At 34.4% G+C, this 24,184-nt stretch carries 31 protein-coding genes and 1 riboswitch; of the genes, 21 read left to right on the forward strand and 10 right to left on the reverse strand.

Annotation, left to right across the window (positions count from 1 at the left end; all coding sequences use genetic code 11):
* The first annotated feature begins 78 nt into the window (after nucleotides 1–78).
* Complete coding sequence (locus MHB74_RS08240) at nucleotides 79–939, forward strand: GNAT family N-acetyltransferase (RefSeq protein WP_061680510.1); 861 nt, start codon at nucleotides 79–81, stop codon at nucleotides 937–939.
* 33 nt (nucleotides 940–972) lie between these two features.
* On the opposite strand, the gene MHB74_RS08245 is transcribed toward MHB74_RS08240, so the two are convergent.
* The gene (locus MHB74_RS08245) at nucleotides 973–1,533 is read right to left on the reverse strand and encodes a cysteine hydrolase family protein (RefSeq protein WP_061680511.1); all 561 of its coding nucleotides are present in this window, start codon (nucleotides 1,531–1,533) and stop codon (nucleotides 973–975) included.
* A gap of 182 nt (nucleotides 1,534–1,715) precedes the next feature.
* Between MHB74_RS08245 and MHB74_RS08250 the strand changes: the two genes are divergently transcribed.
* Nucleotides 1,716–1,976, forward strand: coding sequence for a DUF6123 family protein (locus MHB74_RS08250; RefSeq protein ID WP_001195212.1), 261 nt, complete (start codon nucleotides 1,716–1,718; stop codon nucleotides 1,974–1,976).
* A gap of 2 nt (nucleotides 1,977–1,978) precedes the next feature.
* On the opposite strand, the gene MHB74_RS08255 is transcribed toward MHB74_RS08250, so the two are convergent.
* The 3 genes from MHB74_RS08255 to MHB74_RS08265 all read right to left on the reverse strand — a co-directional run bounded on the left by MHB74_RS08255 (nucleotide 1,979) and on the right by MHB74_RS08265 (nucleotide 4,228).
* The gene (locus tag MHB74_RS08255; protein WP_061680512.1) at nucleotides 1,979–2,884 is read right to left on the reverse strand and encodes a DMT family transporter; all 906 of its coding nucleotides are present in this window, start codon (nucleotides 2,882–2,884) and stop codon (nucleotides 1,979–1,981) included.
* Nucleotides 2,885–2,897: 13 nt separating this feature from the next.
* Complete coding sequence (locus tag MHB74_RS08260) at nucleotides 2,898–3,284, reverse strand: reverse transcriptase-like protein (protein ID WP_061680513.1); 387 nt, start codon at nucleotides 3,282–3,284, stop codon at nucleotides 2,898–2,900.
* Nucleotides 3,285–3,355: 71 nt separating this feature from the next.
* Entirely contained in the window at nucleotides 3,356–4,228 is an 873-nt protein-coding gene (locus tag MHB74_RS08265; protein ID WP_061680514.1) for an aldose 1-epimerase family protein, read from the reverse strand.
* A 132-nt stretch (nucleotides 4,229–4,360) separates the two neighbouring features.
* A riboswitch (PreQ1 riboswitch) is annotated at nucleotides 4,361–4,405 on the forward strand.
* 6 nt (nucleotides 4,406–4,411) lie between these two features.
* Here MHB74_RS08265 and MHB74_RS08270 point away from each other — a divergent pair.
* The 3 genes from MHB74_RS08270 (at nucleotide 4,412) to MHB74_RS08280 (ending at nucleotide 5,897) form a co-directional block, all read left to right on the forward strand.
* Nucleotides 4,412–4,897, forward strand: coding sequence for a QueT transporter family protein (locus MHB74_RS08270; protein WP_001026467.1), 486 nt, complete (start codon nucleotides 4,412–4,414; stop codon nucleotides 4,895–4,897).
* A 151-nt stretch (nucleotides 4,898–5,048) separates the two neighbouring features.
* Nucleotides 5,049–5,708, forward strand: coding sequence for a ribonuclease H family protein (locus tag MHB74_RS08275; RefSeq protein WP_061680515.1), 660 nt, complete (start codon nucleotides 5,049–5,051; stop codon nucleotides 5,706–5,708).
* Nucleotides 5,709–5,720: 12 nt separating this feature from the next.
* A complete protein-coding gene (locus MHB74_RS08280; RefSeq protein ID WP_000358801.1) occupies nucleotides 5,721–5,897 on the forward strand; it encodes a zinc-finger domain-containing protein in 177 nt (58 codons plus the stop codon).
* Between the two features lie 33 nt (nucleotides 5,898–5,930).
* Here MHB74_RS08280 and MHB74_RS08285 read toward each other — a convergent pair whose 3' ends face one another.
* Nucleotides 5,931–6,179 carry a DUF2564 family protein gene (locus MHB74_RS08285; RefSeq protein ID WP_000534395.1) on the reverse strand — a complete coding sequence of 83 codons (249 nt, stop codon included), beginning with the start codon at nucleotides 6,177–6,179 and terminating at the stop codon, nucleotides 5,931–5,933.
* Between the two features lie 119 nt (nucleotides 6,180–6,298).
* Nucleotides 6,299–6,496, reverse strand: coding sequence for a cold shock-like protein CspB (gene cspB / locus MHB74_RS08290; RefSeq protein WP_001161731.1), 198 nt, complete (start codon nucleotides 6,494–6,496; stop codon nucleotides 6,299–6,301).
* A 267-nt stretch (nucleotides 6,497–6,763) separates the two neighbouring features.
* Between cspB and MHB74_RS08295 the strand changes: the two genes are divergently transcribed.
* From MHB74_RS08295 to MHB74_RS08330, 8 genes are all read left to right on the forward strand, one after another.
* Nucleotides 6,764–7,492, forward strand: a complete 729-nt coding sequence (locus tag MHB74_RS08295; RefSeq protein ID WP_001005945.1) for a YqcI/YcgG family protein — start codon at nucleotides 6,764–6,766, stop codon at nucleotides 7,490–7,492.
* Between the two features lie 138 nt (nucleotides 7,493–7,630).
* Complete coding sequence (locus MHB74_RS08300; protein ID WP_000466561.1) at nucleotides 7,631–8,263, forward strand: LysE family transporter; 633 nt, start codon at nucleotides 7,631–7,633, stop codon at nucleotides 8,261–8,263.
* Nucleotides 8,264–8,282: 19 nt separating this feature from the next.
* On the forward strand, nucleotides 8,283–8,576 hold the full coding sequence (locus MHB74_RS08305; protein ID WP_000286363.1) for a hypothetical protein: 294 nt from the start codon (nucleotides 8,283–8,285) through the stop codon (nucleotides 8,574–8,576).
* A gap of 83 nt (nucleotides 8,577–8,659) precedes the next feature.
* Nucleotides 8,660–9,289, forward strand: coding sequence for a sterol desaturase family protein (locus MHB74_RS08310; protein WP_061680516.1), 630 nt, complete (start codon nucleotides 8,660–8,662; stop codon nucleotides 9,287–9,289).
* 247 nt (nucleotides 9,290–9,536) lie between these two features.
* A complete protein-coding gene (locus tag MHB74_RS08315; protein ID WP_000817376.1) occupies nucleotides 9,537–9,878 on the forward strand; it encodes a DUF485 domain-containing protein in 342 nt (113 codons plus the stop codon).
* A 2-nt stretch (nucleotides 9,879–9,880) separates the two neighbouring features.
* Complete coding sequence (locus tag MHB74_RS08320; RefSeq protein ID WP_061680517.1) at nucleotides 9,881–11,431, forward strand: solute symporter family protein; 1,551 nt, start codon at nucleotides 9,881–9,883, stop codon at nucleotides 11,429–11,431.
* Nucleotides 11,432–11,611: 180 nt separating this feature from the next.
* On the forward strand, nucleotides 11,612–12,961 hold the full coding sequence (locus MHB74_RS08325) for an aspartate aminotransferase family protein (RefSeq protein ID WP_141658109.1): 1,350 nt from the start codon (nucleotides 11,612–11,614) through the stop codon (nucleotides 12,959–12,961).
* 57 nt (nucleotides 12,962–13,018) lie between these two features.
* Nucleotides 13,019–13,297 carry a DUF3986 family protein gene (locus MHB74_RS08330; protein WP_061680519.1) on the forward strand — a complete coding sequence of 93 codons (279 nt, stop codon included), beginning with the start codon at nucleotides 13,019–13,021 and terminating at the stop codon, nucleotides 13,295–13,297.
* Between the two features lie 63 nt (nucleotides 13,298–13,360).
* On the opposite strand, the gene MHB74_RS08335 is transcribed toward MHB74_RS08330, so the two are convergent.
* Nucleotides 13,361–14,524 (reverse strand): cation:proton antiporter, encoded by a 1,164-nt coding sequence (locus MHB74_RS08335; RefSeq protein ID WP_061680520.1) that lies wholly within the window; start codon nucleotides 14,522–14,524, stop codon nucleotides 13,361–13,363.
* 268 nt (nucleotides 14,525–14,792) lie between these two features.
* Here MHB74_RS08335 and MHB74_RS08340 point away from each other — a divergent pair, with 268 nt between their 5' ends.
* Both MHB74_RS08340 and MHB74_RS08345 read left to right on the forward strand, forming a co-directional pair.
* Nucleotides 14,793–15,623, forward strand: coding sequence for a MerR family transcriptional regulator (locus MHB74_RS08340; RefSeq protein WP_061680521.1), 831 nt, complete (start codon nucleotides 14,793–14,795; stop codon nucleotides 15,621–15,623).
* A gap of 145 nt (nucleotides 15,624–15,768) precedes the next feature.
* Nucleotides 15,769–17,124, forward strand: a complete 1,356-nt coding sequence (locus tag MHB74_RS08345) for an MATE family efflux transporter (protein ID WP_061680597.1) — start codon at nucleotides 15,769–15,771, stop codon at nucleotides 17,122–17,124.
* A 37-nt stretch (nucleotides 17,125–17,161) separates the two neighbouring features.
* On the opposite strand, the gene MHB74_RS08350 is transcribed toward MHB74_RS08345, so the two are convergent.
* The gene (locus MHB74_RS08350) at nucleotides 17,162–17,827 is read right to left on the reverse strand and encodes a DUF421 domain-containing protein (protein ID WP_061680522.1); all 666 of its coding nucleotides are present in this window, start codon (nucleotides 17,825–17,827) and stop codon (nucleotides 17,162–17,164) included.
* Nucleotides 17,828–17,987: 160 nt separating this feature from the next.
* Here MHB74_RS08350 and MHB74_RS08355 point away from each other — a divergent pair, with 160 nt between their 5' ends.
* The 6 genes from MHB74_RS08355 (at nucleotide 17,988) to MHB74_RS08380 (ending at nucleotide 22,013) form a co-directional block, all read left to right on the forward strand.
* Nucleotides 17,988–18,566: a YdcF family protein gene (locus MHB74_RS08355; protein ID WP_061680523.1), complete on the forward strand. Its 579-nt coding sequence runs from the start codon at nucleotides 17,988–17,990 to the stop codon at nucleotides 18,564–18,566.
* A 146-nt stretch (nucleotides 18,567–18,712) separates the two neighbouring features.
* On the forward strand, nucleotides 18,713–19,030 hold the full coding sequence (locus MHB74_RS08360) for a DUF4870 domain-containing protein (RefSeq protein ID WP_000678044.1): 318 nt from the start codon (nucleotides 18,713–18,715) through the stop codon (nucleotides 19,028–19,030).
* 231 nt (nucleotides 19,031–19,261) lie between these two features.
* Entirely contained in the window at nucleotides 19,262–19,996 is a 735-nt protein-coding gene (nfsA, locus tag MHB74_RS08365; RefSeq protein WP_061680524.1) for an oxygen-insensitive NADPH nitroreductase, read from the forward strand.
* Nucleotides 19,997–20,082: 86 nt separating this feature from the next.
* The gene (locus tag MHB74_RS08370; protein ID WP_061680525.1) at nucleotides 20,083–20,667 is read left to right on the forward strand and encodes a type 1 glutamine amidotransferase family protein; all 585 of its coding nucleotides are present in this window, start codon (nucleotides 20,083–20,085) and stop codon (nucleotides 20,665–20,667) included.
* 187 nt (nucleotides 20,668–20,854) lie between these two features.
* Nucleotides 20,855–21,400, forward strand: a complete 546-nt coding sequence (locus MHB74_RS08375; RefSeq protein WP_061680526.1) for a sigma-70 family RNA polymerase sigma factor — start codon at nucleotides 20,855–20,857, stop codon at nucleotides 21,398–21,400.
* A 1-nt stretch (nucleotide 21,401) separates the two neighbouring features.
* Nucleotides 21,402–22,013, forward strand: a complete 612-nt coding sequence (locus MHB74_RS08380) for a flagellar motor switch protein FliG (protein ID WP_061680527.1) — start codon at nucleotides 21,402–21,404, stop codon at nucleotides 22,011–22,013.
* Nucleotides 22,014–22,103: 90 nt separating this feature from the next.
* On the opposite strand, the gene MHB74_RS08385 is transcribed toward MHB74_RS08380, so the two are convergent.
* Nucleotides 22,104–22,829, reverse strand: coding sequence for a sulfite exporter TauE/SafE family protein (locus tag MHB74_RS08385; RefSeq protein ID WP_061680528.1), 726 nt, complete (start codon nucleotides 22,827–22,829; stop codon nucleotides 22,104–22,106).
* Nucleotides 22,830–22,953: 124 nt separating this feature from the next.
* The gene (locus tag MHB74_RS08390; RefSeq protein ID WP_061680529.1) at nucleotides 22,954–24,174 is read right to left on the reverse strand and encodes an MFS transporter; all 1,221 of its coding nucleotides are present in this window, start codon (nucleotides 24,172–24,174) and stop codon (nucleotides 22,954–22,956) included.
* Between the last annotated feature and the right edge of the window lie 10 nt (nucleotides 24,175–24,184).

Raw genomic sequence — 24,184 nt, forward strand, 5'->3', positions numbered from 1 at the left:
GTGTGTGACAGATAAAGTGAAACATGTACAAGTTGATTTGATAATAATGATTTAAATGTCTAGATAAGGGGATGAAGTATGCTTGAATTGGAAATTAAGGTGGAGCGTCTTAGGGAAGAACAAATAGGCGATATTGTAGCATTATCTTCTTATATTGGGTGGGATTATAACAGAGAAGAAATTGAGACTATTTTTGATTCAGGTATCGTATATGGTGTGTGGAATGAGAGGGAGAAACTAATTGCTAGCGCGGCAATAATATTATATGGGGAGAAATTAGCGTCTATCGGAATGGTCATTGTACATCCGAATTATAAGGGGAGAGGGATTGGAAAGGCGATAACGGATGCATGCATTAAGAGCGTATCGGTTCAAACTCCCATTATGCTTATTGCTACGGATGAAGGAAAGCCTCTATATGAAAAATTAGGATTTAGAGTAGTAAGCTATGTTTCTAAATACATATGTAGCTCGTACAATGTGAATGATTATTGTGTGGGAAATGAAGATTATATGGTGAAGTATGAAGAGTGTGATTTAGAAGAAATAATAAAATTGGATGAGTGTGCGTTTGGAACAAATAGAGAAGAGTTTTTAACGAAAAGAATGATACAAAGTGAACTGTGCATTGTTGTAAAGGACAAGGAACAAAATGTATTAGGTTACGGTTTAAGTATACAAACATCAGAAAATAAAATAATAGGACCAATCGTTGCGAAAAATGATGCGATGGCAATGAGGATTGTACATCATTTAGCAAGAGAGCATAATGGTAAATTAAGAATGGATGTACCAGAAGGAAAGAATGGTTTCATGAAAGAATTAGAGATTACTGGTTTTCAAAAGGTTAATACACCACCAATTATGATGAAAAATAGCGATAAATTATTAAAAAGGAGTAATGAACTGTATAGCGTTGCGGCACAAATTTTTGGATGAAAAAGAATCCTTCTGAATGAAGGATTCTTTTTATTAATCACGATATTGGTCGTGAGTTGGTTGAAAGAGGTCTTCCTCGATATCTCTCACCATAGAAAAATGATCAACGTTATAATGACCGTGTAGAGTTTTATTATGATGACCGATGATTTGCTCTGCAGATAATACGTCGGAATCAGTTGTGGAATGACCGTTTTTAATTAATGTAACGTCAAATCCTTGTACAGTAGCTGTTCTAACAGCGGTGTCGATGCAATGTTCTGTTTTACATCCACCGATAACGATATGGTTAATTTTTTCTTCTTTCAAAAGTTCGAGTAAAGAAGTGCCATAGAATGCGTTTGTTGCTGCTTTATTAATAAGGATTGCAGACTGAGGTACTTTAATTTCATTATGTACTTCAAATCCTTCTCCGCTGCCAGAAGCAACATCGATATCTCTTACGAAAACAATAAGGGCATTTGAATCTATCGCTTTCTGTACGGCTGTATTTAGTGTAGATAATAACTCGGTTTTACGAAAAACTTCATTTTCTTGTTCATTTCCATCCATTAATTCTTGCTGCGCATCGATAATTAATAGTGCTTGTTTCATCGTGTCTCCCCTTTAATATGAAATAAGTTCCCCTATACATATTCATTCAAATTGTAGGGAAATCCTCTATTGTCTATGAAGTAGACGATAGATTTACAAAGTTGTCAAAGAAATTTCATTCTCATAGCGTGTAAAAACATGTATGATAGGAGATGGAGAATTTTTGAGTAGGTGGGAATAACATGCAAACAGTAGAAGATTATCTTTCATTCTTACATACGAAAGGATTTAAACTATCAGAGGAAGCACAAGGATTTATTATGTTTGGACAAGGATATACTGGTGCATCTGATGGAATTGTGAACGCAGCAATAGAAGCGACAATTAAACATCAATTACAGTTTGATGGGAGTTATTTTGTTGCGTTATTAGAACGATTGAAAGAAGAAGAAATTACAGATAAAAAAAGCGCAAAGGCTTTTATGCGGAAGTTACAAGCGTAACTTCATGCAGCCTGCGCTTCTTTTTTTGTTTTGGAAGGTAATTCAACAAAAATCATGCCTAGAAAAATACATAAGCATCCGATAATAGCAGAAATAGAAAGTTGTTCGTTTGCAACGAGAACGCCTGTTAAGGCAGCAAAAACGGGCTCCATTGCGAAAATGATTGCTACTCTCGTTGGAGACGTATGTTTTTGTGCTGATGTTTGAATGAAAAAAGCAATGGATGTCGCGAATAGGGAAGTTAAAAATAGAGCAAATAAAAAGGAAGAATTCGTCCATAGTGCTATTGAAAATAATTTTTCCCAATCTTCAAACAAAAAGGCGCAAATAGAAGAAAACATGCCGACAGCTAATACTTGCGACGTGCTTAATAATAAAGGTGATATTTTCTTAGAGAAGAAGCCGTTAACGAGAATATGAGCAGCGAAAGCGACTGCACAACCGAGAACGAGTATATCTCCAATGTTTAATTGAAAAGAATCACCAGCCGTTAATAAGTATAAACCTGCTGTTGCTACAGCAATACCAAGTACGATAAAAATGGTAGCTTTTTGTTTTAAAAAGATAAAAGACAAAATGGGTACCATAACGATACTAAGCCCTGTTAAGAAACCTGCTTTTGAAGAGGTTGTATACAGTAAGCCAAATGTTTGTAACACATAGCCAACACATAAAAAGAATCCAACGATTAATCCAGCGAGGCTACTCTGTTTTATATCTTGTTTTGTAGTTTTTTTTGCGAAAATCATTTGAACGAATAATAAAATAATTCCAGCGAATAAAAAGCGAATACCATTAAAGGTAAATGGACCAACGAAAGACATAGCATTTTGAACGACAACAAATGTAGCTCCCCAAATAAAAGAGACAAATAATAAAGCAAGAGGAGCAATCCAATCTTTTTTCACACTCATACCCCCGTTAATTTTGTAAGATAGCTTTTCTAGCTAATTCATCAGCTACTTTATTTTGACTACTTGGAATCCACTTAATAAAAAAGAGATCGAAACTTTTTATGTACTGCAGTGCTTCCTCTAATAGCGGTGCAAACACTTTATTTTTTGCGTATTCTTTTTCAACAGCTCGCTCGACAAGTTGCGAATCTGTACGAAAAGAGACAATGTTATAATTATGCTCCGTGCAATATTTTAATGCAGCAAGTAAAGCGTGGTATTCTGCTTCATGATTGGACATTGTCCCAAGGGGCAATGATAATTGTACAGCTGGTTGCACCCCTTTAATAAATACGCCTGCACCAGAAGGACCAGGATTTCCTTTTGATGCACCATCAATATATACTTCAATCAAAATGAGAAACCTCCAAATGATAAGATGATCCCCTACTTATATGTTTCCTTTTAAGTAGGGGATAGAGTAACTTAGCCGATTGTAATACTATAACGACATGTAAATGTTTCATTCGCTTGTAAAGATTGAATTCCTTTTTTTTCCTTGAAATCTTTTGCTGGAGTTACTTCATCGGCAATTCCGTACCAAGGTTCAATACATAAGAAAGGTGCATTCTCGCCTGGTGTCCATACGCCGACAAATGGGAATCCGTCAAATTCTACTTTTACAAATTTATTATGTTTATGAGAACGGATAGAGATTTCATCCGTATTCATATTTTCAAAAATAAGTGCATCATTTTTGAATAAATCGTATGTAAGTGGTAATTCATGCGTATTTTCAGCGATTAATTGCTTTTTACTTGAAAGGTAAGGTCCTTCTAATACGCTTGTTTCTAAGCGTTCAGAACCATTAAATGATAAATGATAATCTGTAAATGATTCGCCCTCTAATAAGGGGAAGTTGAAACCAGGATGTGCTCCGATTGAGAAGAACATCTCTTTTGAAGTAGGGTTATTTACTTCATATGTTACATGAACGATTTGTCCGTCCAGCTCATAAGAAACGAGTAATTCGAATTCGTATGGGTATTTTTTTAATGTTTCTTCATTACTAGTTACAATATAAGTGATTTTCGTTTCACTTTGTTCTTTTACAGAGAATGTAAGATCACGAGCAAAGCCGTGTTGTGTTAAAGAATATGGTTTACCATCTACATAGTATGTATTATCTACTAATCGGCCGACAATTGGGAATAAAATTGGTGCGCGGCGCCCCCAATAAGTAGAATCGCCTTGCCATAAATATTCAGTGTTATCTTCTTTTAAGCGAACGCTTTGTAATTCTGCACCTTTGTCAGAAATGGAAACGATCACTTTTTCATTTTGAATTGTTGCTGTCATGAAGTGAAACCTCCTAAAACTTTCATATGTTTTATTATACGTTGTCTAAAAGAAAAAAGGTAGTTAATGATAGGAATCTATTGACGAAAGGGAGTGTATTGCGTAGAATATAATCTTGTTGCTTAAAAAACGAATAACGTGGTTCGAAACCATCCCACGTAAAAAAACTAAGGAGATTTTGTCATGAATATTAGAACATTAGTCGGTAATGGTATTTTAGCGGCATTATATATTGCTGTTTCTATGCTTATTCAGCCATTTGGCTTTACGAATGTACAGTTTCGTATTTCAGAGATGTTTAATCATCTTGTTGTATTTAATAAGAAAGCAATTTACGGAATTGTATTAGGTGTATTTTTAACAAATCTCTTTTTCTCACCAATGATCGCTTACGATTTAGTATTTGGAGTAGGGCAATCTATTCTTGCATTAGTTGCAACGATTATTTCTATGCGATTTATTAAAGGTGTTTGGGCTCGTATGATCTTTAATACAGTTATTTTTACAATTACAATGTTTATGATTGCAATTGAGCTTCATCTTGCATTTGATTTACCATTTATGTTGACTTGGTTAACGTGTGCCATCGGTGAATTTGTTGTCATGGCAATTGGTATGCCTGTAATGTACTGGATTAATAAACGAGTACAATTTGAAAGATTTATGTAATAGATGAAAGAGCTATTCCTAAAGGGATAGCTCTTTTTATGTGTAATCACATTGAATATAATACTGTGACTCTTGATAAAATATAATAAAATAAAGTGAGGCTTTCGTTAGCTGGTTACATAAAAGAAGTCTTATATAAGGGGAATCTAGTATGAAATATAAAATTCATTGGTTGTATAAAACGAAGCACGGTTTGCAGACGGAATTAACGACAGATTATATGAACATAGAAAATGTACTGCAATTTGCAGAGGATTTCGAGAAAACAGGAAGAGTGAAAGAACTATCATTTTATGATGAAATGGATGCAGAATGGTCATTAAAGGAAATGAAAAAGCTGAGTAAACAAGTGGAGGAAGAGCTACAAGAAATACTCGTTTATTTTGATGGTGGTTATGATGTACAGACGAAAGAAGCTGGGGGAGGTATATGTGTATACTATAAAAAAGGGAATAAACAATACCGAATTCGCCGTAATGCATATATTGAAGGTGTATATGATAATAATGAAGCGGAATATGCATCATTACTATATGGCATGAATATACTCGAGGAATTAGGAATTAAGTATGAAGCAGTTACGCTTCGTGGTGATTCTCAAGTTGTACTGCAGCAATTGGCTGGAGAATGGCCTTGTTATGATGAGCATTTAAATCATTACTTAGATCAAATTGAACAAAAAGCGAAGCAAATGAAGTTAAAGCTTGTATGTGAACCGATATCTAGAAAACAAAATAAAGAAGCGCATCAATTAGCTACGCAAGCATTAGAAGGAACCGTCATTGATAGTCATAAAGAAATAACCGAATAGAGAGGTGCAAAGGTGGATAAAAAGCAACTCATTACAGAGGTAAATGACTTATTAGAAACGTATTGTGAAGGGTGTTTTCTGCGAGAACATAATCGAAAGACAAATAGTAAGTATTATGCTCATTCCTTTTGTATTAGGCAATGTACAGTTGGAGAAACATTGAAAAAGTATGGAGAACAGTTGTCATGAAAAAACATCCAGAGAAAGTTCTCTGGATGTTTTTTAGTGTCTAGCTTCGTTTAGTTGATGCTCGCATTTGCTTAATTTTTTTTCTTCATTCATTAAGAATGGCTCATCTAAATCTGTTGCCACAGATTTCATAATTTCAAGCTGAGAGCGAGCGGCTTCTACAGCGGTAGTAGCATGCTCTAATGTATCTGGATCCATTGAAATTGTCGCTGATCCTACCATTTTTTGTGCTGTTTCTACACGGAATTTCACTTCTTCAAAATCATTTACTTCTGATCCCATTATTACTTCCTCCTTTGTATATTGCGCATTTCACATAGTTTTTGCTCTGTAAAACGGAAATATACAAAGGAATAACAAAGGAGGTTACCAAATAAGGTAACCTCCTGTTATATGTTGGATTAAAGTTTTACTACGTTAGCAGCTTGAGGTCCGCGGTTTCCTTCAGTGATATCGAAAGATACTTCTTGGCCTTCTTCTAAAGCTTTGTAGCCGTCACCTTGAATAGCAGAGAAATGTACGAATACATCGTCAGCGCCTTCCATTTCGATAAATCCAAAACCTTTTTCGTTGTTAAACCATTTTACTTTTCCTTGCATGTTACAATTCCTCCTAAAAACATTTGCTTTTTTTCATTTAGTGAAATTCATTTGAAAGATAATATAAACTAAAAATGCTATAATCTTGAATATTCTGCTAAATGATTAATTTAAATATACACGAATTGGTAGAATTTAGTCAAGTAAGCGATTTTATTTTTTTGTATTTTTAAATAATTTTTCAGCCAGATTTTTAAATAGGTATAGGACAGGCCGAGTATGTAATATTCTTAATTGAATGCTATACATAATGAGGTGAAAGAAAGAATGAATGAGTCGTATTTATTAGATAATGAAGGAATGAGAACGAGAACTGACATACCAAATTGGGTTACAAAAGAATTTCAAAATTTTTCGAGTGTCGTGCTAGAACCAACTTTTCCGTGCTATTTCGGCTTAACAGCTTTGAAAAAGAATGAACTTCGCTATTCATTTCTCTCTCATAATGATTGGAGTCATTTGCCACATACAATGTTATCTTTTTTAGAGTTAATGAAAGAGCGACCAATTGTAAGAAGAGGGTTTTTTCTTTTTGTGGAACCGGAATGTGAGGAACAATCACTGGAATATTACCGTGATTACTTTTGGAAAGTACTACAATATTTACATGAAAACGATGATCAGACATGGCCGAAGCAAATTCCTGAAGACCCAGACCATTACTTATGGGAATTTTCATTTGGTGGTGAACCGATATTCGCATTTGGAAATGCGCCAGCTTATAAACAAAGAAAAACTAGGCATTTAGGAAATTCTCTCGTTATTGGGTTTCAACCACGCACCATCTTTGATGGATTAGAAGGAGATCGTCCTAAAGGAGCATATTCAAGACAAACGGTCCGAGATCGAGTTGAAAAGTGGGATCAGCTGCCGAAGCATCCTAACATTAGTCATTATGGTGATCCAGATCATCGGGAATGGAAACAATACTTCATAGGAGACGATGTAGAGCCGATAAAAGGAAAATGTCCTTTTCTTCATAAGTTAGAAAAGTAAGAGCCATCATCCGGATGGCTCTTTTGCATATTTTGGATAAAAAAGGGTATTTTAGTAGTAAATATTTTGATGAAAGCTAGTCTATTTTTAATCATTACATCATTACTTAATAGTAAAGGAAGTAGAAAGGATAGAGCGATGTTTGGAGCGATTATACAACAAATTGTATTAGGTATTTCATTAGCTGCACCGGTAGGTCCGATTAATATTGAAATGTTAAAACGAGGAATTGAACGAGGTTTTTGGCATGCGTGGGTTGTTGGAATTGGTGGAATGACTGCAGATATTTTGTTTATGCTTCTCATTTATTTCGGTTTGTCTTCTGTGTTTATGTATACATATGTACAAGCTTTTATGTATTGCACAGGGTTTTTCTTATTATTTTATTTAGGATTTCAAAGTGTAAAACAAGGAATTTCCCACACGAATATGGAATATAAAAAGGAAGAGGTAGGTGGCCTTAAACAATCGTTTATGGCAGGTTTTTTAATTGCGATATCCAACCCATTAAATCTTGTTTTTTGGTTTGGTATATACGGAAGTACACTTAGCTCATTGCTTACGAAAGTAACGAAACAAGAAGCCTTTTTGTATAGTCTTTGTATTATCGTTGGCATTATTTTATGGAATTTAAATATCGCTTTTTCTGTCCATTTTGGCAGGACGTTATTAAAGCAAAAAGCACTTGGCTATATAACAGCCGGAGCAGGTATTATTTTAGTAGGATATTCTATCCATTTTGCATACAAAGCTTTACAGTTGTTCACATAAGATTGAAGGGGAGATTTTTATGTATCGAACCACTATTGACGGAAAAGAAATTATTATTACGCTAGCACCAAAAATCCGAAAAGAAATTACTGATAGGAATCCACTATATGAAGCGGTATTTCATAATGCAGCAAGATTACTACAAACAAAGCAACCGACGTTTGCAGTGAATCATGAAATATTTGGGCTCATTATTGGAGAGGTTCAAAGAGGAGAAGTAACAGTGTTTGCGGTGGAACATATTATTCCAAAGCAAAATATATTTGGATCGAACAATTTTTTCTCGACAATAGAGCAGCAGGCAAATTTGTAAAGTGAATAGAATAAGAATAGAAAATAAAAGAAATAGTCGTAACGATATGTTGCGGCTGTTTTTTTGGAAAAGGGGGAAGGAAAATGAAGAGAGTGGGGAAAGAGTTCTTTTTACAACATGATATCGTTATTATGTATAGTATTTTATTTATTTTCATCATTATTTTAAAAATGCAATTATTCACATGGATCGGTATGTTAGCGTGTTTGTTTGGGATTGTTTTTTATACGCTTAACGAATATATGACACATCGATTTTTATTTCACTTAAAGCCACCAAAAAACGTATTTTTATTAAAAATGTTAAGAAGATTACATTATGATCATCACGTATATCCAGATGATTTAAAACTATTATTCTTGCCTGTATGGTTTAGTATACCTAGCTTTACTATATATTTACTTATATCATACGCTATAACAAAAAGTGTTACTATTACACTTTCATTTGGAATCGGAATGATTATCATGCTTCTCGTTTATGAATGGAAACATTATATTGCACATAAGCCAATTCGTCCGTTCACAAAGTTTGGGCGCTGGCTTAAAAAACAGCACATATTACACCATTATAAAAATGAAAAGTTTTGGTTTGGTGTTTCAAATCCAGTATTCGATTTCATATTTGGAACGCTTAAAGATGGAAAAGACGTTGAATTAAGCGAAACAGCTCGTAATTTAGAAAAAGAGAAAAAGACAGAAGTAGTGCGATAAGCACTACTTTTTTATTTTGTTTTAATGATCATCAAATTTTGCCTAGTATGAGATTGCAATACGGAAATTTTATGCTGAAAAAGTATATTAAAAACTTAGGGGAAAATGCCGAAAAATGTCTATCGAAAAATCTTTGCAGGAATGTATGGATTGTCTAAAATGAAAATAAGTTTCTGAATATTTATAAAATTTAGTCTTTAGGTATGCAAGGGGGAATTGTATTTCTAGTAAGGGAGGGGATTGGATAATGAAACGAGATGATACGTCAGCACGTAAGTTACAAAATGAGGTGAATTATACAGAGGTTGTTCAGTCAGAAGAATTTCAATTGTTATTAAATACGAAAAAGAAGTTTATCGTTCCGATGAGTATTTTCTTTTTAAGCTTTTTTATTGCATTACCTATTTTAACATCGTATTCAAAGGTGCTCAATACACCAGCATTTGGGGATGTTACGTGGGCATGGGTGTTTGCGTTTGCGCAATTTATCATGACGTGGTCATTATGTATGATTTATAGCAAAAAAGCAGAATCCTTTGATAAAATCTCGCAAAACATTCTACAAGATATGCAAAAAGGGAGGGGCTGACTTTGAATGTAACCGCATTTGCACTATTTTTAATCATCGTTCTTGGTACACTCGTCATAACTTATTTTGCATCGAAGAAAACGAAAAATGCGAGTGAGTTTTATACAGCTGGAGGAGGATTAACTGGCTGGCAAAATGGTCTGGCCATTGCGGGAGATTATATGTCTGCTGCGTCTTTTCTTGGTATAGCCGGAGCGATCGCATTAACTGGGTTTGATGGGTTCTTTTATAGTATCGGTTTCTTAGTTGCTTACTTAGTTGTATTATACTTAGTTGCAGAGCCACTTCGAAATTTAGGGAAATACACGCTAGCAGATATGATTGCGGCGCGTTTTGATGCGAAAAAAGTTCGCGGAGTTGCAGCGCTTAATACGATGACGATTTCAATTTTTTATATGATTGCACAATTAGTTGGGGCTGGTGCACTTATTAAATTATTATTAGGGATCGAATATACGACATCCGTTTTAATCGTTGGTACATTAATGACAGTGTACGTTATATTTGGCGGAATGACTGCGACGAGCTGGGTACAAATTGTTAAGGCTGTATTACTTATGGCGGGTACATTTATTATTTCTGTTATCGTTTTCTCAAAATTTAATTTTAGTGTGACTGAAATGTTTGCTCAAATGAAAACAGCTACACCATTAAAAGATTCATTTTTAAACCCAGGAGTAAAGTATAAAGATGGTCTTGATACACTTTCTTTAAATTTAGGACTAGTCCTTGGTACTGCCGGATTACCACATATTCTTGTTCGCTTTTTTACAGTACGTGATGCAAAAACAGCACGTCAATCTGTTGTATACGCTACGTGGTTAATTGGAGCATTTTATATTATGACAATTTTCTTAGGGTTTGGGGCAGCGGCATTTGTAGGGAATGAGGCGATTATTAAAGCGAATCCTGCTGGTAATATGGCAGCACCTTTATTAGCGAAAGCGTTAGGTGGAGATTTCTTATTTGCTTTCGTATCAGCCATTGCCTTTGCAACGATTTTGGCTGTAGTGGCAGGCCTTGTATTAACAGCCGCATCAGCATTTGCACATGATTTTTATAATGAAATTATTCGTAAAGGGAAATCAACGGAAAAAGAGCAAGTTTCAATGGCCCGCTATGCGTCTATTGGAGTAGCGATATTATCCATTATACTAGCGTTATTTGCTCAAACATTGAATGTAGCATTTTTAGTTTCATTAGCATTTGCAGTTGCAGCGAGTGCAAATCTACCAGTTATATTATTCACAATATATTGGAAACGCTTTAATACGACAGGTGCTATCTCGGGTATGATTGTTGGTCTAGTATCAGCAATTGTTCTTGTAGCGTTAAGTCCAAATGTTTGGAACCCTGTAGCTGGGAAAGCTATATTTGTTGGGGAAGCGATTTTCCCATATACGACACCTGGAATTATTTCCATTCCGCTTGGATTCCTTGCAGCATATTTAGGAACCGTGTTATCTAGTAAGAAAGAAGATGCAGCGAAATTTGATGAGATTCTTGTGAAATCTAATACTGGTCATGGTATTAGTGATGCATCTTCCCATTAAAAAGAGAAGGGCTTTTCGATATATAAGAAAAGCTCTTTTTTTCTTGTAAATATTACTGTAGTGTAAGTAGGATTTTGTCTTAATTTTGTGGAATGAAAATAAGCAGGGAGAAAATTAAATCATCATGGCACCAGCGCAGCTTTTGTGAAAAATAAGTTGTTATGGAAGGTGGAAGAAATGATGAAAACGAAACAGACTGATGAATTGTTAGCAAAAGATGAGCAATATGTTTGGCACGGAATGCGTCCCTTTAGTCCAAGTAGTACAATGGTAGGGGCAAAAGCAGAAGGGTGCTGGGTTGAAGATATACAAGGGAAAAGATATTTAGATGGTATGAGTGGCCTTTGGTGTGTGAATAGTGGATATGGCAGAAAAGAGCTCGCAGAGGCGGCTTATAAACAATTACAAACATTATCATACTTTCCGATGTCACAATCACATGAACCGGCTATAAAGCTTGCTGAAAAATTAAATGAGTGGCTTGGAGGAGAGTATGTTATTTTCTTCTCTAATAGTGGTTCGGAAGCGAACGAAACAGCTTTTAAAATAGCAAGGCAATACTATGCGCAAAAAGGTGAGCCGCATCGTTATAAATTTATGTCACGTTACCGCGGGTATCATGGAAATACAATGGCTACGATGGCAGCGACGGGACAAGCGCAGCGTAGATATCAATATGAGCCATTTGCTTCAGGATTTTTACATGTAACACCGCCAGATTGTTATCGTATGCCTGGAATAGAAGCAGAGGACATTTATGATGTAGAATGTGTAAAAGAAGTAGATCGTGTTATGACATGGGAATTAAGTGAAACGATTGCAGCTTTTATTATGGAACCAATTATTACGGGCGGAGGCATTTTAATGCCACCACAAGACTATATGAAAGCCGTTCATGAGACGTGTCAAAAACACGGTGCCTTGCTCATTAGCGATGAAGTAATTTGCGGTTTCGGACGTACAGGGAAGGCGTTTGGATTTATGAATTATGATGTGAAGCCAGATATTATTACGATGGCAAAAGGGATTACGAGCGCATATTTACCATTATCAGCGACAGCTGTGAAAAAAGAAATATATGAAGCATTTAAAGGGAAGGGAGAATATGAATTCTTCCGTCATATTAATACATTTGGTGGAAATCCTGCAGCTTGTGCATTAGCACTTAAAAACTTAGAGATTATGGAAAATGAAAATTTAATTGAGCGTTCTGCACAAATGGGCTCGCTTTTATTAGAGCAATTAAAAGAAGAAATTGGAGAACATCCACTTGTTGGGAATATTAGAGGGAAAGGTCTACTAGTTGGAATCGAACTAGTAAATGATAAAGAGACGAAAGAGCCCATTGATAACGACAAAATTGCAAGTGTTGTAAATGCTTGTAAAGAAAAAGGGTTAATTATAGGGCGAAACGGTATGACAACAGCAGGATATAATAACGTCTTAACATTAGCACCACCGCTTGTTATTTCGAGTGAAGAAATCGCTTTTGTTGTTGGAACGTTGAAGACAGCGATGGAACGTATTTAATGAATGAAGCGAGCTTGTAGATTACAGCTCGCTTTTGTTTAGTAGGAGGGACTTTTTATGGAGAAGCATGATCTGAGTCAACATTATCACATCGGATATTATGAAGATGGATATGATTTAGAAGTGACGGCGTACAAAAGAATAAATGAACCAGTTTGGGATGCTTATATTCCGCATTATGAGGTAGACGATTTTTATAAGAAAGTGGAGAAAATGAAACTGGGTGAATATACGGATGATTACGGCATTATGGTGTATTCATTTAGTGATGATATTGACGATGAAGAAGCACGAATTATGTTTGAAAAATGGTTAAAAAAGAACGAGATTGTTTAAAGATAAAATGAAAAGGAGATTGCTATCTTATAAGATAGCAATCTCCTTTTTATTGTAGAAAGCTTATTTACTTGCTTTCATTGCTTTATCTTTTGCACCAAAAGTGTATTTTAACATTGGTGGTGTAATCATTGTAGTTAAAATAACGACAATAACGATAGCTGTAAAGTAATCTTGTGCTAGTAGACCTGAAGAAAGTCCTGTTCCAGCGATGATAAGTGCAACTTCACCACGAGAAACCATTCCAGAACCGATAATGGCAGAAGACTTAGCGTCAAATCCAGTCATTCGTGCACCCAATCCACAACCAATTAGTTTCGTTAATACAGCGATTACTGTTAATGCTAGGATGAACCAAATTTGATTGCCAATACCGTCAAATGTAATATTCATACCGATACTAACGAAGAACACTGGAACGAACATAGCGTAAGCGATTGGTTCTACTTTCTTTTCTACTTCATGTTTGTAGTTCGTTTGAGAAATAGCGATACCAGCTGCGAAAGCACCGATAATACCAGCAATTCCTAATAATTCGCCGAAATATGCGAATGAGAAACAGATGATAAGAGCCGCGCTCACGATAGACTCAGATACGCGTAGTGGTGATAACCAGCGCATAATCGCAGGAACACCTTTCCATCCGATTAAAATAATAGAAGCGAAGAATACAACTTTCTTCAAGATAATCATTGTTAAGTTAACATCATCTGTACCTAAGAAGCTCATTGCAAATGCTAATAGAATAACGACAAGAATGTCATCAAATACAGCTGCGCCTAGCATAGTTGTACTTTCACGTGTTTTCATCTTTCCTAAATCGCGAAGTGTTTGTACGGAAATACTAACACTTGTCGCACATAGAAGTAATCCTAAAAATACAGCATTTCCTTGTTCCATTCCGATAACAAGACCAGAAACGTAACCACCTATGAATGGAAGAAGGATACCTCCAAGTGCAACTGCTAAAGAAGAATTACGATTTGCATTTAATTCCTCTAAGTCTGTTTCAAGTCCTGCCATAAACATTAAAAGAATAACACCGACATTACTTAATTGTGTTAGAAGCTCTGAATTTTCAATCCAACCTAATATAGCTGGACCGATAACGATACCGACAATTAATTTACCTAGTACAGAAGGTTGACCTAATCTAACACTAAGATCACCAGCGAGCTTTGTACTTAATAAAATAAGTGCAATTTGAAAGAAAAATTCGAAATCCATCGGATCCTCTCCTTATCATTTTTATTTTTATCATACGATTTCTCGGAATTTGCCTAATGAAAATATGTAAAACCCATTAAACAAAGGGTCTGATTACAAGTTCTTTTGAACTCGTAATTTGAACCTGTAATTAATATATAATAAAATGTATGAAAAATCAATGAAAAAATAGCAGATTTTCATGATAGGATTCGATTTAGGTATGGAGAGAATCATTATATAATAAGAAGAAATAAGGATACATTTTTTATGAATTGGAGAAGGGAATATGTTATTAAATAAACGTTTTACAATTGGAGAAATGGCAAAAATGCATAATATAGCAGAATCTACATTACGTTATTATGATGAAAAAGGTATTTTTCATCCGTCTACTGTAGATCCGCAAACGAATTATCGTTATTACACAATCGATCAATTTTCACTATTAGATACGATTAAGTTTTTACGCCAATTAAATATTCCATTAAAGGAAATTAAGAAATATATTGATGAAAGAAATCCAGCATACGCACTCAATTTACTGGAGAAACAACAAGAAATGATGTTGAAAAAACAAAGAGAAATTGAGTATGCTTTGGCGAAAATGGAGCATAGAATTCATTTAATTAAGGAAGCAACAAAAGCAAAAGCTGAACAAATGGTAATTAAAGAGATCCCGCAGCGGAAAATTACAGCCATTGCTGTTGCTCCGAATACGACGGATGATATGTTTGAGTACTACATCCATTCGTTGCAAAAAAATATGAGGCAAATGGATGATAGCTTATTTTCTGGAGATATCGGTGTAACAGTTGCGAAAAAAGGATTAATGCAAAATGAGTTTCAAGCATATAGTAGTGTTTTTATTCTTTTAGATTACATGCCTTTTCAAGTACATAGCTCAGATGAAATTAAAGAAGGTATGTTTGCCTGTGTATATCATCACGGCCCATATGAAGAAACGGATGAAACATATAAGAAATTAATGAAATATATTGATCAAGAAGGATACGAAGTAAGTGGAGATGCGATTGAGATTGCATTAATTGATTGGTCTGTAACAGAAAATCCAGAGGAGCAAGTAACTGAAATTCAAATTCCTATCATGAAAAAATAAAGCAATAGGTTATAGGACTCGTATCATTACAAATTGGCATCAACCAGAATAATTAAGTTACCTATTTTTTAATTCTCTATTGACCTTCAAGTAACTTTAAGGTTTAAACTGTGAAAAGAGCATTGAAAAAAGGAGCATTTATATGATGGAAACAACAGAGAAGTTAAGAGAAAAACCGATAAAAAGTTTATTTATTTCATATTTAATACCGGCCGTTCTTGGAATGGTATTAATGTCAGTTAATATTGTGATTGATGCGGTTATGATTAGTAGAGGAGTTGGTGCAAACGGTTTAGCAGGAGTAAACGTGGCTATTCCAGCCTTTTCAATTTTCTTCTCTATTTCATTATGGATTGGAATGGGTGGGGCAACTTTATACTCCATTGCACTAGGTGAAAATAAAGTAGAAAGAGCAAGGTCTATTTTTACGCAATCCATGACGGTAGCAGTAATGATCGTAGGTGTGTTAGCAGCGATTTGCTTATGGAGAATAGAAGATATAGCATACTTATTCGGTGCAAACGAAGTGATTTTACCGTATGCGTTAGACTATTTACACGTATTATTAACGTTTGGAATGATATACGTGTTAGAAAATATTTTAAGTACATTTATACGAAATGATGGAAATCCTAATTTAGCGATGGCAGGTCTAGTTGTAACGGCTGTATTAAATATAGTGTTTGACTATATCTTTATTTTTATCTTTGGATGGGGCGTAACAGGTGCTGCTTCAGCGACTATTCTTTCGGCAGCGGTCGGTTTCCTTGTATTATTAACGCACTTCTTTAGAAAAAGTAGTATTTTAAAGTGGACGAAATTCCATTTTGAATGGGATACAGTTAAACAAATTATGATAATCGGTTTCCCGAGCTTTACAGCAGAAAGTACAGTAGCGATTGTAACGATTGGTTTTAATATCGCATTCGTTCAATATGCTGGAGAAGTAGGAGTCGCTTCTTATGCGATGGTAAATAGTATTCATGCGATGACATTACTATTATTCTTCGGTGTTGGAGCAGCATTACAACCAATCGCTAGTTTCCATTATGGCGCAAATTTATCAGAGAGATTGCGCGAAGGATTAAAGTTCGCTGTAAAAATTGCGGTAGTACTCGGTGGTATTGCAATAATTGTCGGATTATTCTTCGGGAAATATATTATTGGTCTATTTGATGTCCAATCTCCAGAGTTGTTGGAGTTAACATTAACGGGTATTAGCTTGTTCTTTATCCAATATGTATTTTTAGGCTATAACATTGTGTATGGAGAGTACTTCCAATCCGTGCGACAAACGAGAAAATCAGTGCTGATTATAATGAGCCGAGGGTTACTATTTATTATTCCATTATTATGGATTATGCCAAAATTATTTGGGATAAATGGAATTTGGCTCGTTATGCCAGTAGCTGAAGTATTGACAGCGATTATCGTATTTACGATGAATCGTATGAAGCATCCTGTTCCATTAAATATGGCGGGAGAGAAAGAAGCGATATAATGAAGAAAGTCCCCTTGAGCAAGTAAGGGGACTTTTTTTATGCTTTTAAACTAATCGCAAAAGATCCATCTGTTTCTTGAACAGACGCGAAAGCAACGCTTTTAATATTAGTGATGCCCTTTTCTTTTAATTCTTTATATAACCATTCTTCGTCCTTATGAATTAACTTTAAGTTATCGTATTGAATTTGCGAATCAACGATAAGGGCAATTGGTAATCCGGCATACGTAACATCTATGTTCAAATCTTTTGGAGTTAATGGTACAAGCTCACGCTTTGGTAAAATACTAATGGCTCCGTTTGCTTCTAAAATAGCGTATTCAATTTCGTGAACACTTGGATATCCTGCGACACGAAGGTTAGAAAGTAGTTCAGCAATTGGATATCTACTTTTTTGTAAGTTCTCAAAAATAATGTCACCATGTTTAATTAAAATAATAGGATGTCCGAGAATGAAACGATTTAGTTTGTTTAGCAAACTTAATTTTGTAAGAAGTAAATGCAAACATGTAATAACGACCATACCGAGAAAAGCTTGCAAAGCACCAGAGACTGGTATGGCCTGAAAAGCTAAATAAGATAAAAAGATAATAGCACCAAAATCATGAGGCGTTAGTTGTGCTAAAGCTGATTTCCCGAGCATTTTAAGTGATAGTAAAAATAAGATGAAAAAGAACGATACGTTACATAAAAAGAGAAGCAATAGGGACACTCCTTCGTGCAAAGTTGTACTTACTTTTCCCGAAAGGAATATAAATATTACTTTCCAGAGGATAAATTAGGGTGAACTGGAATTTGTCTGTATACAAACAAATAAATGGATATTATCATGAAAGAAGCAAAGAACTTAGGAGAATATGGATATGAAAAAGAAGAAAATAATTAAGTATATGATAGGAATTATAATGGTTTGCGCCGTTTATGCGGGATTTTTACAATATAACATTTATAAGCATGGACAAATGAATGCTACCTACGATGCGGATTATATAATTGTATTGGGCTCGAAAGTAAACGGAACGAAACCATCGTACTCATTGCAATATCGTATTGATAAAGCAGCTGAATATTTACAATCACATGAGAAAACAATTGCTATTGTGTCTGGAGGGAAAGGAAAAGGGGAAGATATTTCAGAAGCATTAGCAATGAAAAATGGATTAATGAAACTAAAAATTGCAGAAGATCGCATAATAATGGAAGATAAATCAACGAGTACAGATGAGAATATTAAATTCTCAAAACGGTTAATTCCGGACAATATGAAAAAAGGAATGATCGTAACAAACGATTTTCATATGTTCAGAGCGAAAAAAATAGCAGCAAAACAAGGGTTACAATTAGAAGGTCTTCCGGCTGAAACACCGAAGCGAATTGTCATCCCATCGAATATACGAGAGTATTTAGCCATTACGCAATATTGGTTTATGAATCGAATATAGAGAAAGTAATCCCATTTGGAAATCTAGGCGGGATTATTTTTGATGAAAATCTTACAAAAATGTCATGTTTGTGAAAGGTAAAGCGATAGTTTCTACAATGGATTCCTGACATAATGAAGATAACAAAAACAATAGAGGTGAATCGGATGAAAGGAAATAATATATTATCTTCACTATGTTACTTTAGTATCTTTTTTGCACCATTTTTACTGCCAATTATCGTGTACTTCGTTGCGGAGGATGAAGTGAAATACCACGCGAAAAAAGCATTTTGGTCTCATATTTTCCCGTATGCGATTTTATTTGGTGGCTTAGCAGTATCCGGCATATATGGCTTAAGCTTCAATCAATCTGATGGTGCTGGAATTGGCATGATGATCACATATGCGGTGTTCATTCTTGTAGGGATTTATTACTTCATTTGGAATATCGTAAAAGGTATTAAAGTTTTGAAAACAGCGTAATAAGATAAGAAATAATTTAGTGTGAGTGTGTCGTTATTTGTCGGTAAGTCGATATATTCGGGAAATCGTCGATATATTTGAAAAATCGCCGATATAATTTCATTTACCGTATTGATAGACGTTTTAAAAAGAGCAATTCAAAAAGAATTGCTCTTTTTGTGCTTATAAGTTGTGAATATTGAAAAAGATATGTTAATTTTTCATTATGAAGAGAAAAAAGGAGTGTTTTTCATGAATGAGATTATACATAAAATGGAGCAACACGTTTCAGTTCGTAAATATAAAGAAGAATCAATCCCGAAAGATGTAGTAGAAAGAATGGTACAAGCTGCGCAGCATGCCGCTTCCTCACATTTTGTACAGGCGTATTCTGTTATATATGTAACAAATCAAGATCTAAAGGCTAAACTAGCAGAGTTATCCGGAAATCGTCACGTGAAAGACTGCGCAGCATTCTTTGTTTGTTGTGCAGATTTAAAACGACTTGAAATAGCGTGTGAACAGCATAGTACAGAGATAAAGCATGAAGGAGTGGAAGACTTTATCGTTGCAACGGTAGATGCTTCGCTTTTCGCGCAAAACTTAGCGTTAGCAGCAGAATCGTTAGGGTACGGCATTTGTTATATTGGTGGTATTCGTAATAATCCGAGAGAAGTAAGTGAATTGCTTCATTTACCAGATAAAGTATATCCTGTATTCGGAATGACAGTTGGTGTACCAGATGAAGAACATGGAGTGAAACCACGTTTACCAGTAGCAGCAATCCTTCATGAAAATGGATATGATGAAAAGAAATATGATGAATTATTAAACGAATACGATGAAACGATGAGTTCGTATTACAAAGAAAGATCATCAAACAATAAAAATGTAACGTGGACAGAATCAATGAGTTCGTTTATGTCTAAAGAGAAAAGAATGCATATGAAAGACTTTTTAAGTGAAAAAGGATTTAATAAGAAATGAGTAAAAAGGCAGACCTACATGCAGGTCTGCCTTTTTTGGAGGAGAAATAGGATTTTCTTCGAATAAGTATAGGGGGAGGAGATAATATGAAAAAAGCATTAATCTTTTTATTTGATGGATTTGCAGAATTTGAAGTGAATATAGCGAGTTTATTTTTAATAAGTAAGGAATTCGAAATAATAACAGCAACAATAGACGGCAAAACAGTTACAGGAGAAGGTGGTTTTTTGTGTCAACCACATGTCTCTATCGAGCATATTGAAGTAGCGGACTATGAAGTGCTTATCGTACCAGGGGGACATATTTTTGACCATTTAGAAAATGAAAAGTTGTTATCTATCGTGAACGAATTACATAAGCAAAATAAATGGATAGCGGGTATTTGTGCAGGGACATCTTTACTACATGCAGCAGGAGTACTTAATAAGAAGAAATTCTCAACATCATTAACACCAGATGAAAAACAATTAGCGCATTTACATGAATGGGAATATAAACAAAATAAAGATGTAACCGTTGATGGGAAAATCATAACAGCGGTAGGATCTGCGTACGTGGAATTTGCTGCTGAAATAATGAAGCAGCTCAATTTATTTAATGAAGCTGAAGCGAAGGAGAACTTGCAGTACTTTAAAAATGTAACAGAGCTGTGTGATGAAACGTTAGTATAAGTGAATAGTTTGATTGTTAATACCTAAGTTCGGAATGTAGATAATCCTTTCTGAACTTAGGTATTTTATTTGTTATCATTATACATAGAAATAAAAATTAAGAATTTTTTATAAAAGTGATAGAAAATGAGAATGAAATAACAATAGTAAGTAAAGGCAGCTGCTAAAGGGGAATTGAGGAAGGAAGATGCTTATGATTTTCAATTCTGAAGAGGATTTAATTATAGCTATGAAAAAACATGATCAAGATGCTTTGAAAGAAGTGATTGATCAGTATGGAAAATTAATTTTGTACATTATTCATAAATCATTAAGTACTCCTATTGAAAAACAATTTGTGGATGATTGTTATAACGATGTATTTACTGTCATTTGGTTTAATATCGACCAATTTGATATAGAAAAGGGAAACTTAAAATCTTGGATGATTGGTATTACTAAATTAAAGGCATTGGAATATAAAAAGAAAGTATATAAAGAGAATAAAATCGCTAAAGACGTAGAAATAGATACAGGTATTCATGATAGGTATGAAATAGAAAAAGAAGAAGAGATTATGGAAATCGTCCAAGATTTAAATAAGAAAGATCGATATATCTTTTTAAAGAGGTATATTGATGGATATTCCATTGACGATATTGCGAAAGAATTAAAAGTAACGGCGGATTATATATACAATAGAATTTCTCGTGGGAAGAAAAAGTTTCAAAAATTGTGGAAAGGGAGTGTGTAATATGGATAAAAGATTATTGTCTATGTTAAATGAGCTCCAATATTCAGAGGAAGAAATTACACGTTTAGAGAAAGAAGCGAATGAGTCTATAAATATAGATAAGTATTATGTGAAAAACGGGGAATTATTGAAGAAATTAACGATGCAAATATTGGAAGAATCAGTTCGGAAAGAGTTACAAGAAGGAGAAGAAATCGAATGTGAAATATTAGTGGATGAGGGGAGCCTTGTAAATTCTAAAGTTATACCGAATATATTCACTGCAGGTGCTACTTTTTATTATTACATTGTTTTAACAAATACAAGATTACGAATTATATCGTTAGATTGCTACTTTAAAAAAATAAATGAGTACAATGTGCTAATAAGCTCAATTCAAGCGGTTTCGCGACATAAAAAAATGAAGAATGTATATGGAATTAATATAAATAATAATTTTATACAATTAGGAAGTAAAGAGTATAATCAAGAATTAACAATTTTAATTGAAAAACTAAAACAATGTGGAGTGAAAGAAGAGAGATGTAAAGAATTTGAAAAACGTTGGATGATTTTTTTCAATGTCTTTGTAATAGCAATGGGTGGTCTTTTAGTTTTAAAATATTTAATGTGAAAATAAAGAGCGGCATAATAGCCGCTTTTTATCGTTTAAGTCTATATGTTTTTGTACAATCTAAAGCATCTTTTATCTTGAAGAGCTTACTTATAACAAATGTAAACTCTCAATAAGAAGATACATACCCGTACAACTTAAAAGGATATACGTAAATATTTTGAAAATCCGTTGATTAAGCCATTTGAAAATAATTTGACCTATATACAAACCTAGAAATACGATTGGAATAGCATAAAAACTTGATTCCCAAATTGTTTTATTTGTACCAGTAAAGAGTATTTGAGTTAGTAGACTAATGAAATATATAAATAGATAAAAGGCTAATGTAGTTGCTCGTAACTTCTCCTTTTTCGTATCCGTTCCTGTAAAGTAAAGTAACAGGGGTGGTCCTGGCATACCGATACTTGTCGTTAAAAGACCAGATAATCCGCCAACTATAAAATCTCTAGATTTTGTTGATTTAATCTTAAAGTTGCATATTAGCATCAACGTTAATAGTAAGAGCAGGATGCTAATTGCTAATTTAAATGTGTTGATGTTAATAGAAGTGAAAATTAAAATACCAAAAGGAACACCAACTATACTTCCGAAAATTAATCTTTTCAGTAGAATAAAATCAATGTCTGTTCTTATTTTCCAAATGAGTGATATGGAAATAATTAATGATAAAATAATATTTATTTGTATAGCTTCTTGTGGTAGAAATAGCATGAGTAAGAAAGGTGTTGCCATAATAGAAAAGCCAAAACCTGTACTTGTTTGTAAAATAGAAGCTACTAATATAATACATATGAAAGTGAATATAATCTCCAAAATAACCCTCCTACATAATCAAATCCAATACATATTTTAGCATAAAGTGAAACTTAAATCAGTGGGGCTTACTGTCCTTTAAAACGGGAAAAAAGCGGCTAAATAGCCGCTTTTTATGATGCATTTAATATTCTAATGATGACCCTGTAGCCTTAAAATATTTTTCTCGTGAAGGCGTCATTACCCGGATTGCTAATAAACAGGAAAGGAGAAGAATGAGTAACGAGCTAATGATTACAGTAATTTGAACGGAAAGAAATTGTGCGGATGCCCCAATTGCTAAAATGAAAAAGATTTGGATGAAATTTTTTATAGAATCAAATACGCTATCAATGCGTCCTATCATATGAACTGGGATGTTATTTTGATAAAATGTGATAAAGCCAGTACCAGCAAATGATGAAGAAATGCCCAGTAAAATGAAACCGCCTGCCGCGACTATAAATGAATTTGAAAAGGCGAAAATTACATAACCTATTGCTGTGAATATCATACCGAATCCGATGCAAGATTGAATCGGTAATCGTTTAGCAAAGAGAGAAACAAGAAATGAACCGAAAATATATGCAGCACCAGTTATACTAACAAGCAAGCTATATTCCATGTCGGATAAAAACAGTACTTGTTTTGTGAATACAACTTCTTGTGAATCGAGCGCCATAGAAACAAGCATAGTAGCTTGAAATAAAACGAATATGAGAATGATGTAAGTTTCCGTTCGAGCAAATGAAAAAACTTGTTTCCAATCACTTCGTAATGTTTGTACGAAAGTATTTGCAACTTCCTCGTTTTGCTTTGTTTGTAATGTAATGTTTGGCAAGAAATAAATGAGAATAGTAGAAAGTAGAAAGGAAAGTGAGTTGCAGTAAATTACAAAGGATGCTGAGTACGTGGTGAGAAGTATTCCAGCAAGGGCTGGACCGATAATAAAAGCCCCACTTGTACAAAAGTTATTCCAAGCGTTGAATTGAGCACGTTCTTCAGCTTGTATGAGCATTGTTCTATAAGAAAATGAAGCTGGATCGAAAAATGATGTGGCAATACGAGTCAAAAAGATAAAAATATAAATGGCCCAAATAGAATCAAATAGTGGAATACAGCCAATGAGAGCTGCTCGAATTACATCTGTGATGAGCATAATGGATCGTTTGTTTAATCGATCCACTATACTGCCAGACCATATTTTTGTAAAAACGGTTGCGATTGGACCTACAATCCATAATCCTGCTATAGCAGCAGGGGAGTTTGTGCTATTTAACACCATTACGTTTAGGGCGATGAGATACATAAAATCACCTAAACGAGAAATTCCTGTTCCCGACAATAATAATAATTTATTTTTCATGAGCAGCTGG

The sequence above is a fragment of the Bacillus sp. FSL K6-0069 genome (assembly GCF_038007785.1).
Taxonomy (GTDB): Bacteria; Bacillota; Bacilli; order Bacillales; family Bacillaceae_G; genus Bacillus_A; species Bacillus_A mobilis.

Bases quoted from the DNA above. Each gene is read 5' to 3' on its own strand.
- MHB74_RS08240 (WP_061680510.1), top strand. From the start codon at position 79: ATGCTTGAATTGGAAATTAAGGTGGAGCGTCTTAGGGAAGAACAAATA.
- MHB74_RS08245 (WP_061680511.1), bottom strand. From the start codon at position 1,533: ATGAAACAAGCACTATTAATTATCGATGCGCAGCAAGAATTAATGGAT.
- MHB74_RS08250 (WP_001195212.1), top strand. From the start codon at position 1,716: ATGCAAACAGTAGAAGATTATCTTTCATTCTTACATACGAAAGGATTT.
- MHB74_RS08265 (WP_061680514.1), bottom strand. From the start codon at position 4,228: ATGACAGCAACAATTCAAAATGAAAAAGTGATCGTTTCCATTTCTGAC.
- MHB74_RS08270 (WP_001026467.1), top strand. From the start codon at position 4,412: ATGAATATTAGAACATTAGTCGGTAATGGTATTTTAGCGGCATTATAT.
- MHB74_RS08275 (WP_061680515.1), top strand. From the start codon at position 5,049: ATGAAATATAAAATTCATTGGTTGTATAAAACGAAGCACGGTTTGCAG.
- MHB74_RS08285 (WP_000534395.1), bottom strand. From the start codon at position 6,179: ATGGGATCAGAAGTAAATGATTTTGAAGAAGTGAAATTCCGTGTAGAA.
- cspB (WP_001161731.1), bottom strand. From the start codon at position 6,496: ATGCAAGGAAAAGTAAAATGGTTTAACAACGAAAAAGGTTTTGGATTT.
- MHB74_RS08295 (WP_001005945.1), top strand. From the start codon at position 6,764: ATGAATGAGTCGTATTTATTAGATAATGAAGGAATGAGAACGAGAACT.
- MHB74_RS08300 (WP_000466561.1), top strand. From the start codon at position 7,631: ATGTTTGGAGCGATTATACAACAAATTGTATTAGGTATTTCATTAGCT.
- MHB74_RS08305 (WP_000286363.1), top strand. From the start codon at position 8,283: ATGTATCGAACCACTATTGACGGAAAAGAAATTATTATTACGCTAGCA.
- MHB74_RS08310 (WP_061680516.1), top strand. From the start codon at position 8,660: ATGAAGAGAGTGGGGAAAGAGTTCTTTTTACAACATGATATCGTTATT.
- MHB74_RS08315 (WP_000817376.1), top strand. From the start codon at position 9,537: ATGAAACGAGATGATACGTCAGCACGTAAGTTACAAAATGAGGTGAAT.
- MHB74_RS08325 (WP_141658109.1), top strand. From the start codon at position 11,612: ATGAAAACGAAACAGACTGATGAATTGTTAGCAAAAGATGAGCAATAT.
- MHB74_RS08330 (WP_061680519.1), top strand. From the start codon at position 13,019: ATGGAGAAGCATGATCTGAGTCAACATTATCACATCGGATATTATGAA.
- MHB74_RS08335 (WP_061680520.1), bottom strand. From the start codon at position 14,524: ATGGATTTCGAATTTTTCTTTCAAATTGCACTTATTTTATTAAGTACA.
- MHB74_RS08340 (WP_061680521.1), top strand. From the start codon at position 14,793: ATGTTATTAAATAAACGTTTTACAATTGGAGAAATGGCAAAAATGCAT.
- MHB74_RS08345 (WP_061680597.1), top strand. From the start codon at position 15,769: ATGGAAACAACAGAGAAGTTAAGAGAAAAACCGATAAAAAGTTTATTT.
- MHB74_RS08355 (WP_061680523.1), top strand. From the start codon at position 17,988: ATGAAAAAGAAGAAAATAATTAAGTATATGATAGGAATTATAATGGTT.
- MHB74_RS08360 (WP_000678044.1), top strand. From the start codon at position 18,713: ATGAAAGGAAATAATATATTATCTTCACTATGTTACTTTAGTATCTTT.
- nfsA (WP_061680524.1), top strand. From the start codon at position 19,262: ATGAATGAGATTATACATAAAATGGAGCAACACGTTTCAGTTCGTAAA.
- MHB74_RS08370 (WP_061680525.1), top strand. From the start codon at position 20,083: ATGAAAAAAGCATTAATCTTTTTATTTGATGGATTTGCAGAATTTGAA.
- MHB74_RS08375 (WP_061680526.1), top strand. From the start codon at position 20,855: ATGCTTATGATTTTCAATTCTGAAGAGGATTTAATTATAGCTATGAAA.
- MHB74_RS08380 (WP_061680527.1), top strand. From the start codon at position 21,402: ATGGATAAAAGATTATTGTCTATGTTAAATGAGCTCCAATATTCAGAG.
- MHB74_RS08390 (WP_061680529.1), bottom strand. From the start codon at position 24,174: ATGAAAAATAAATTATTATTATTGTCGGGAACAGGAATTTCTCGTTTA.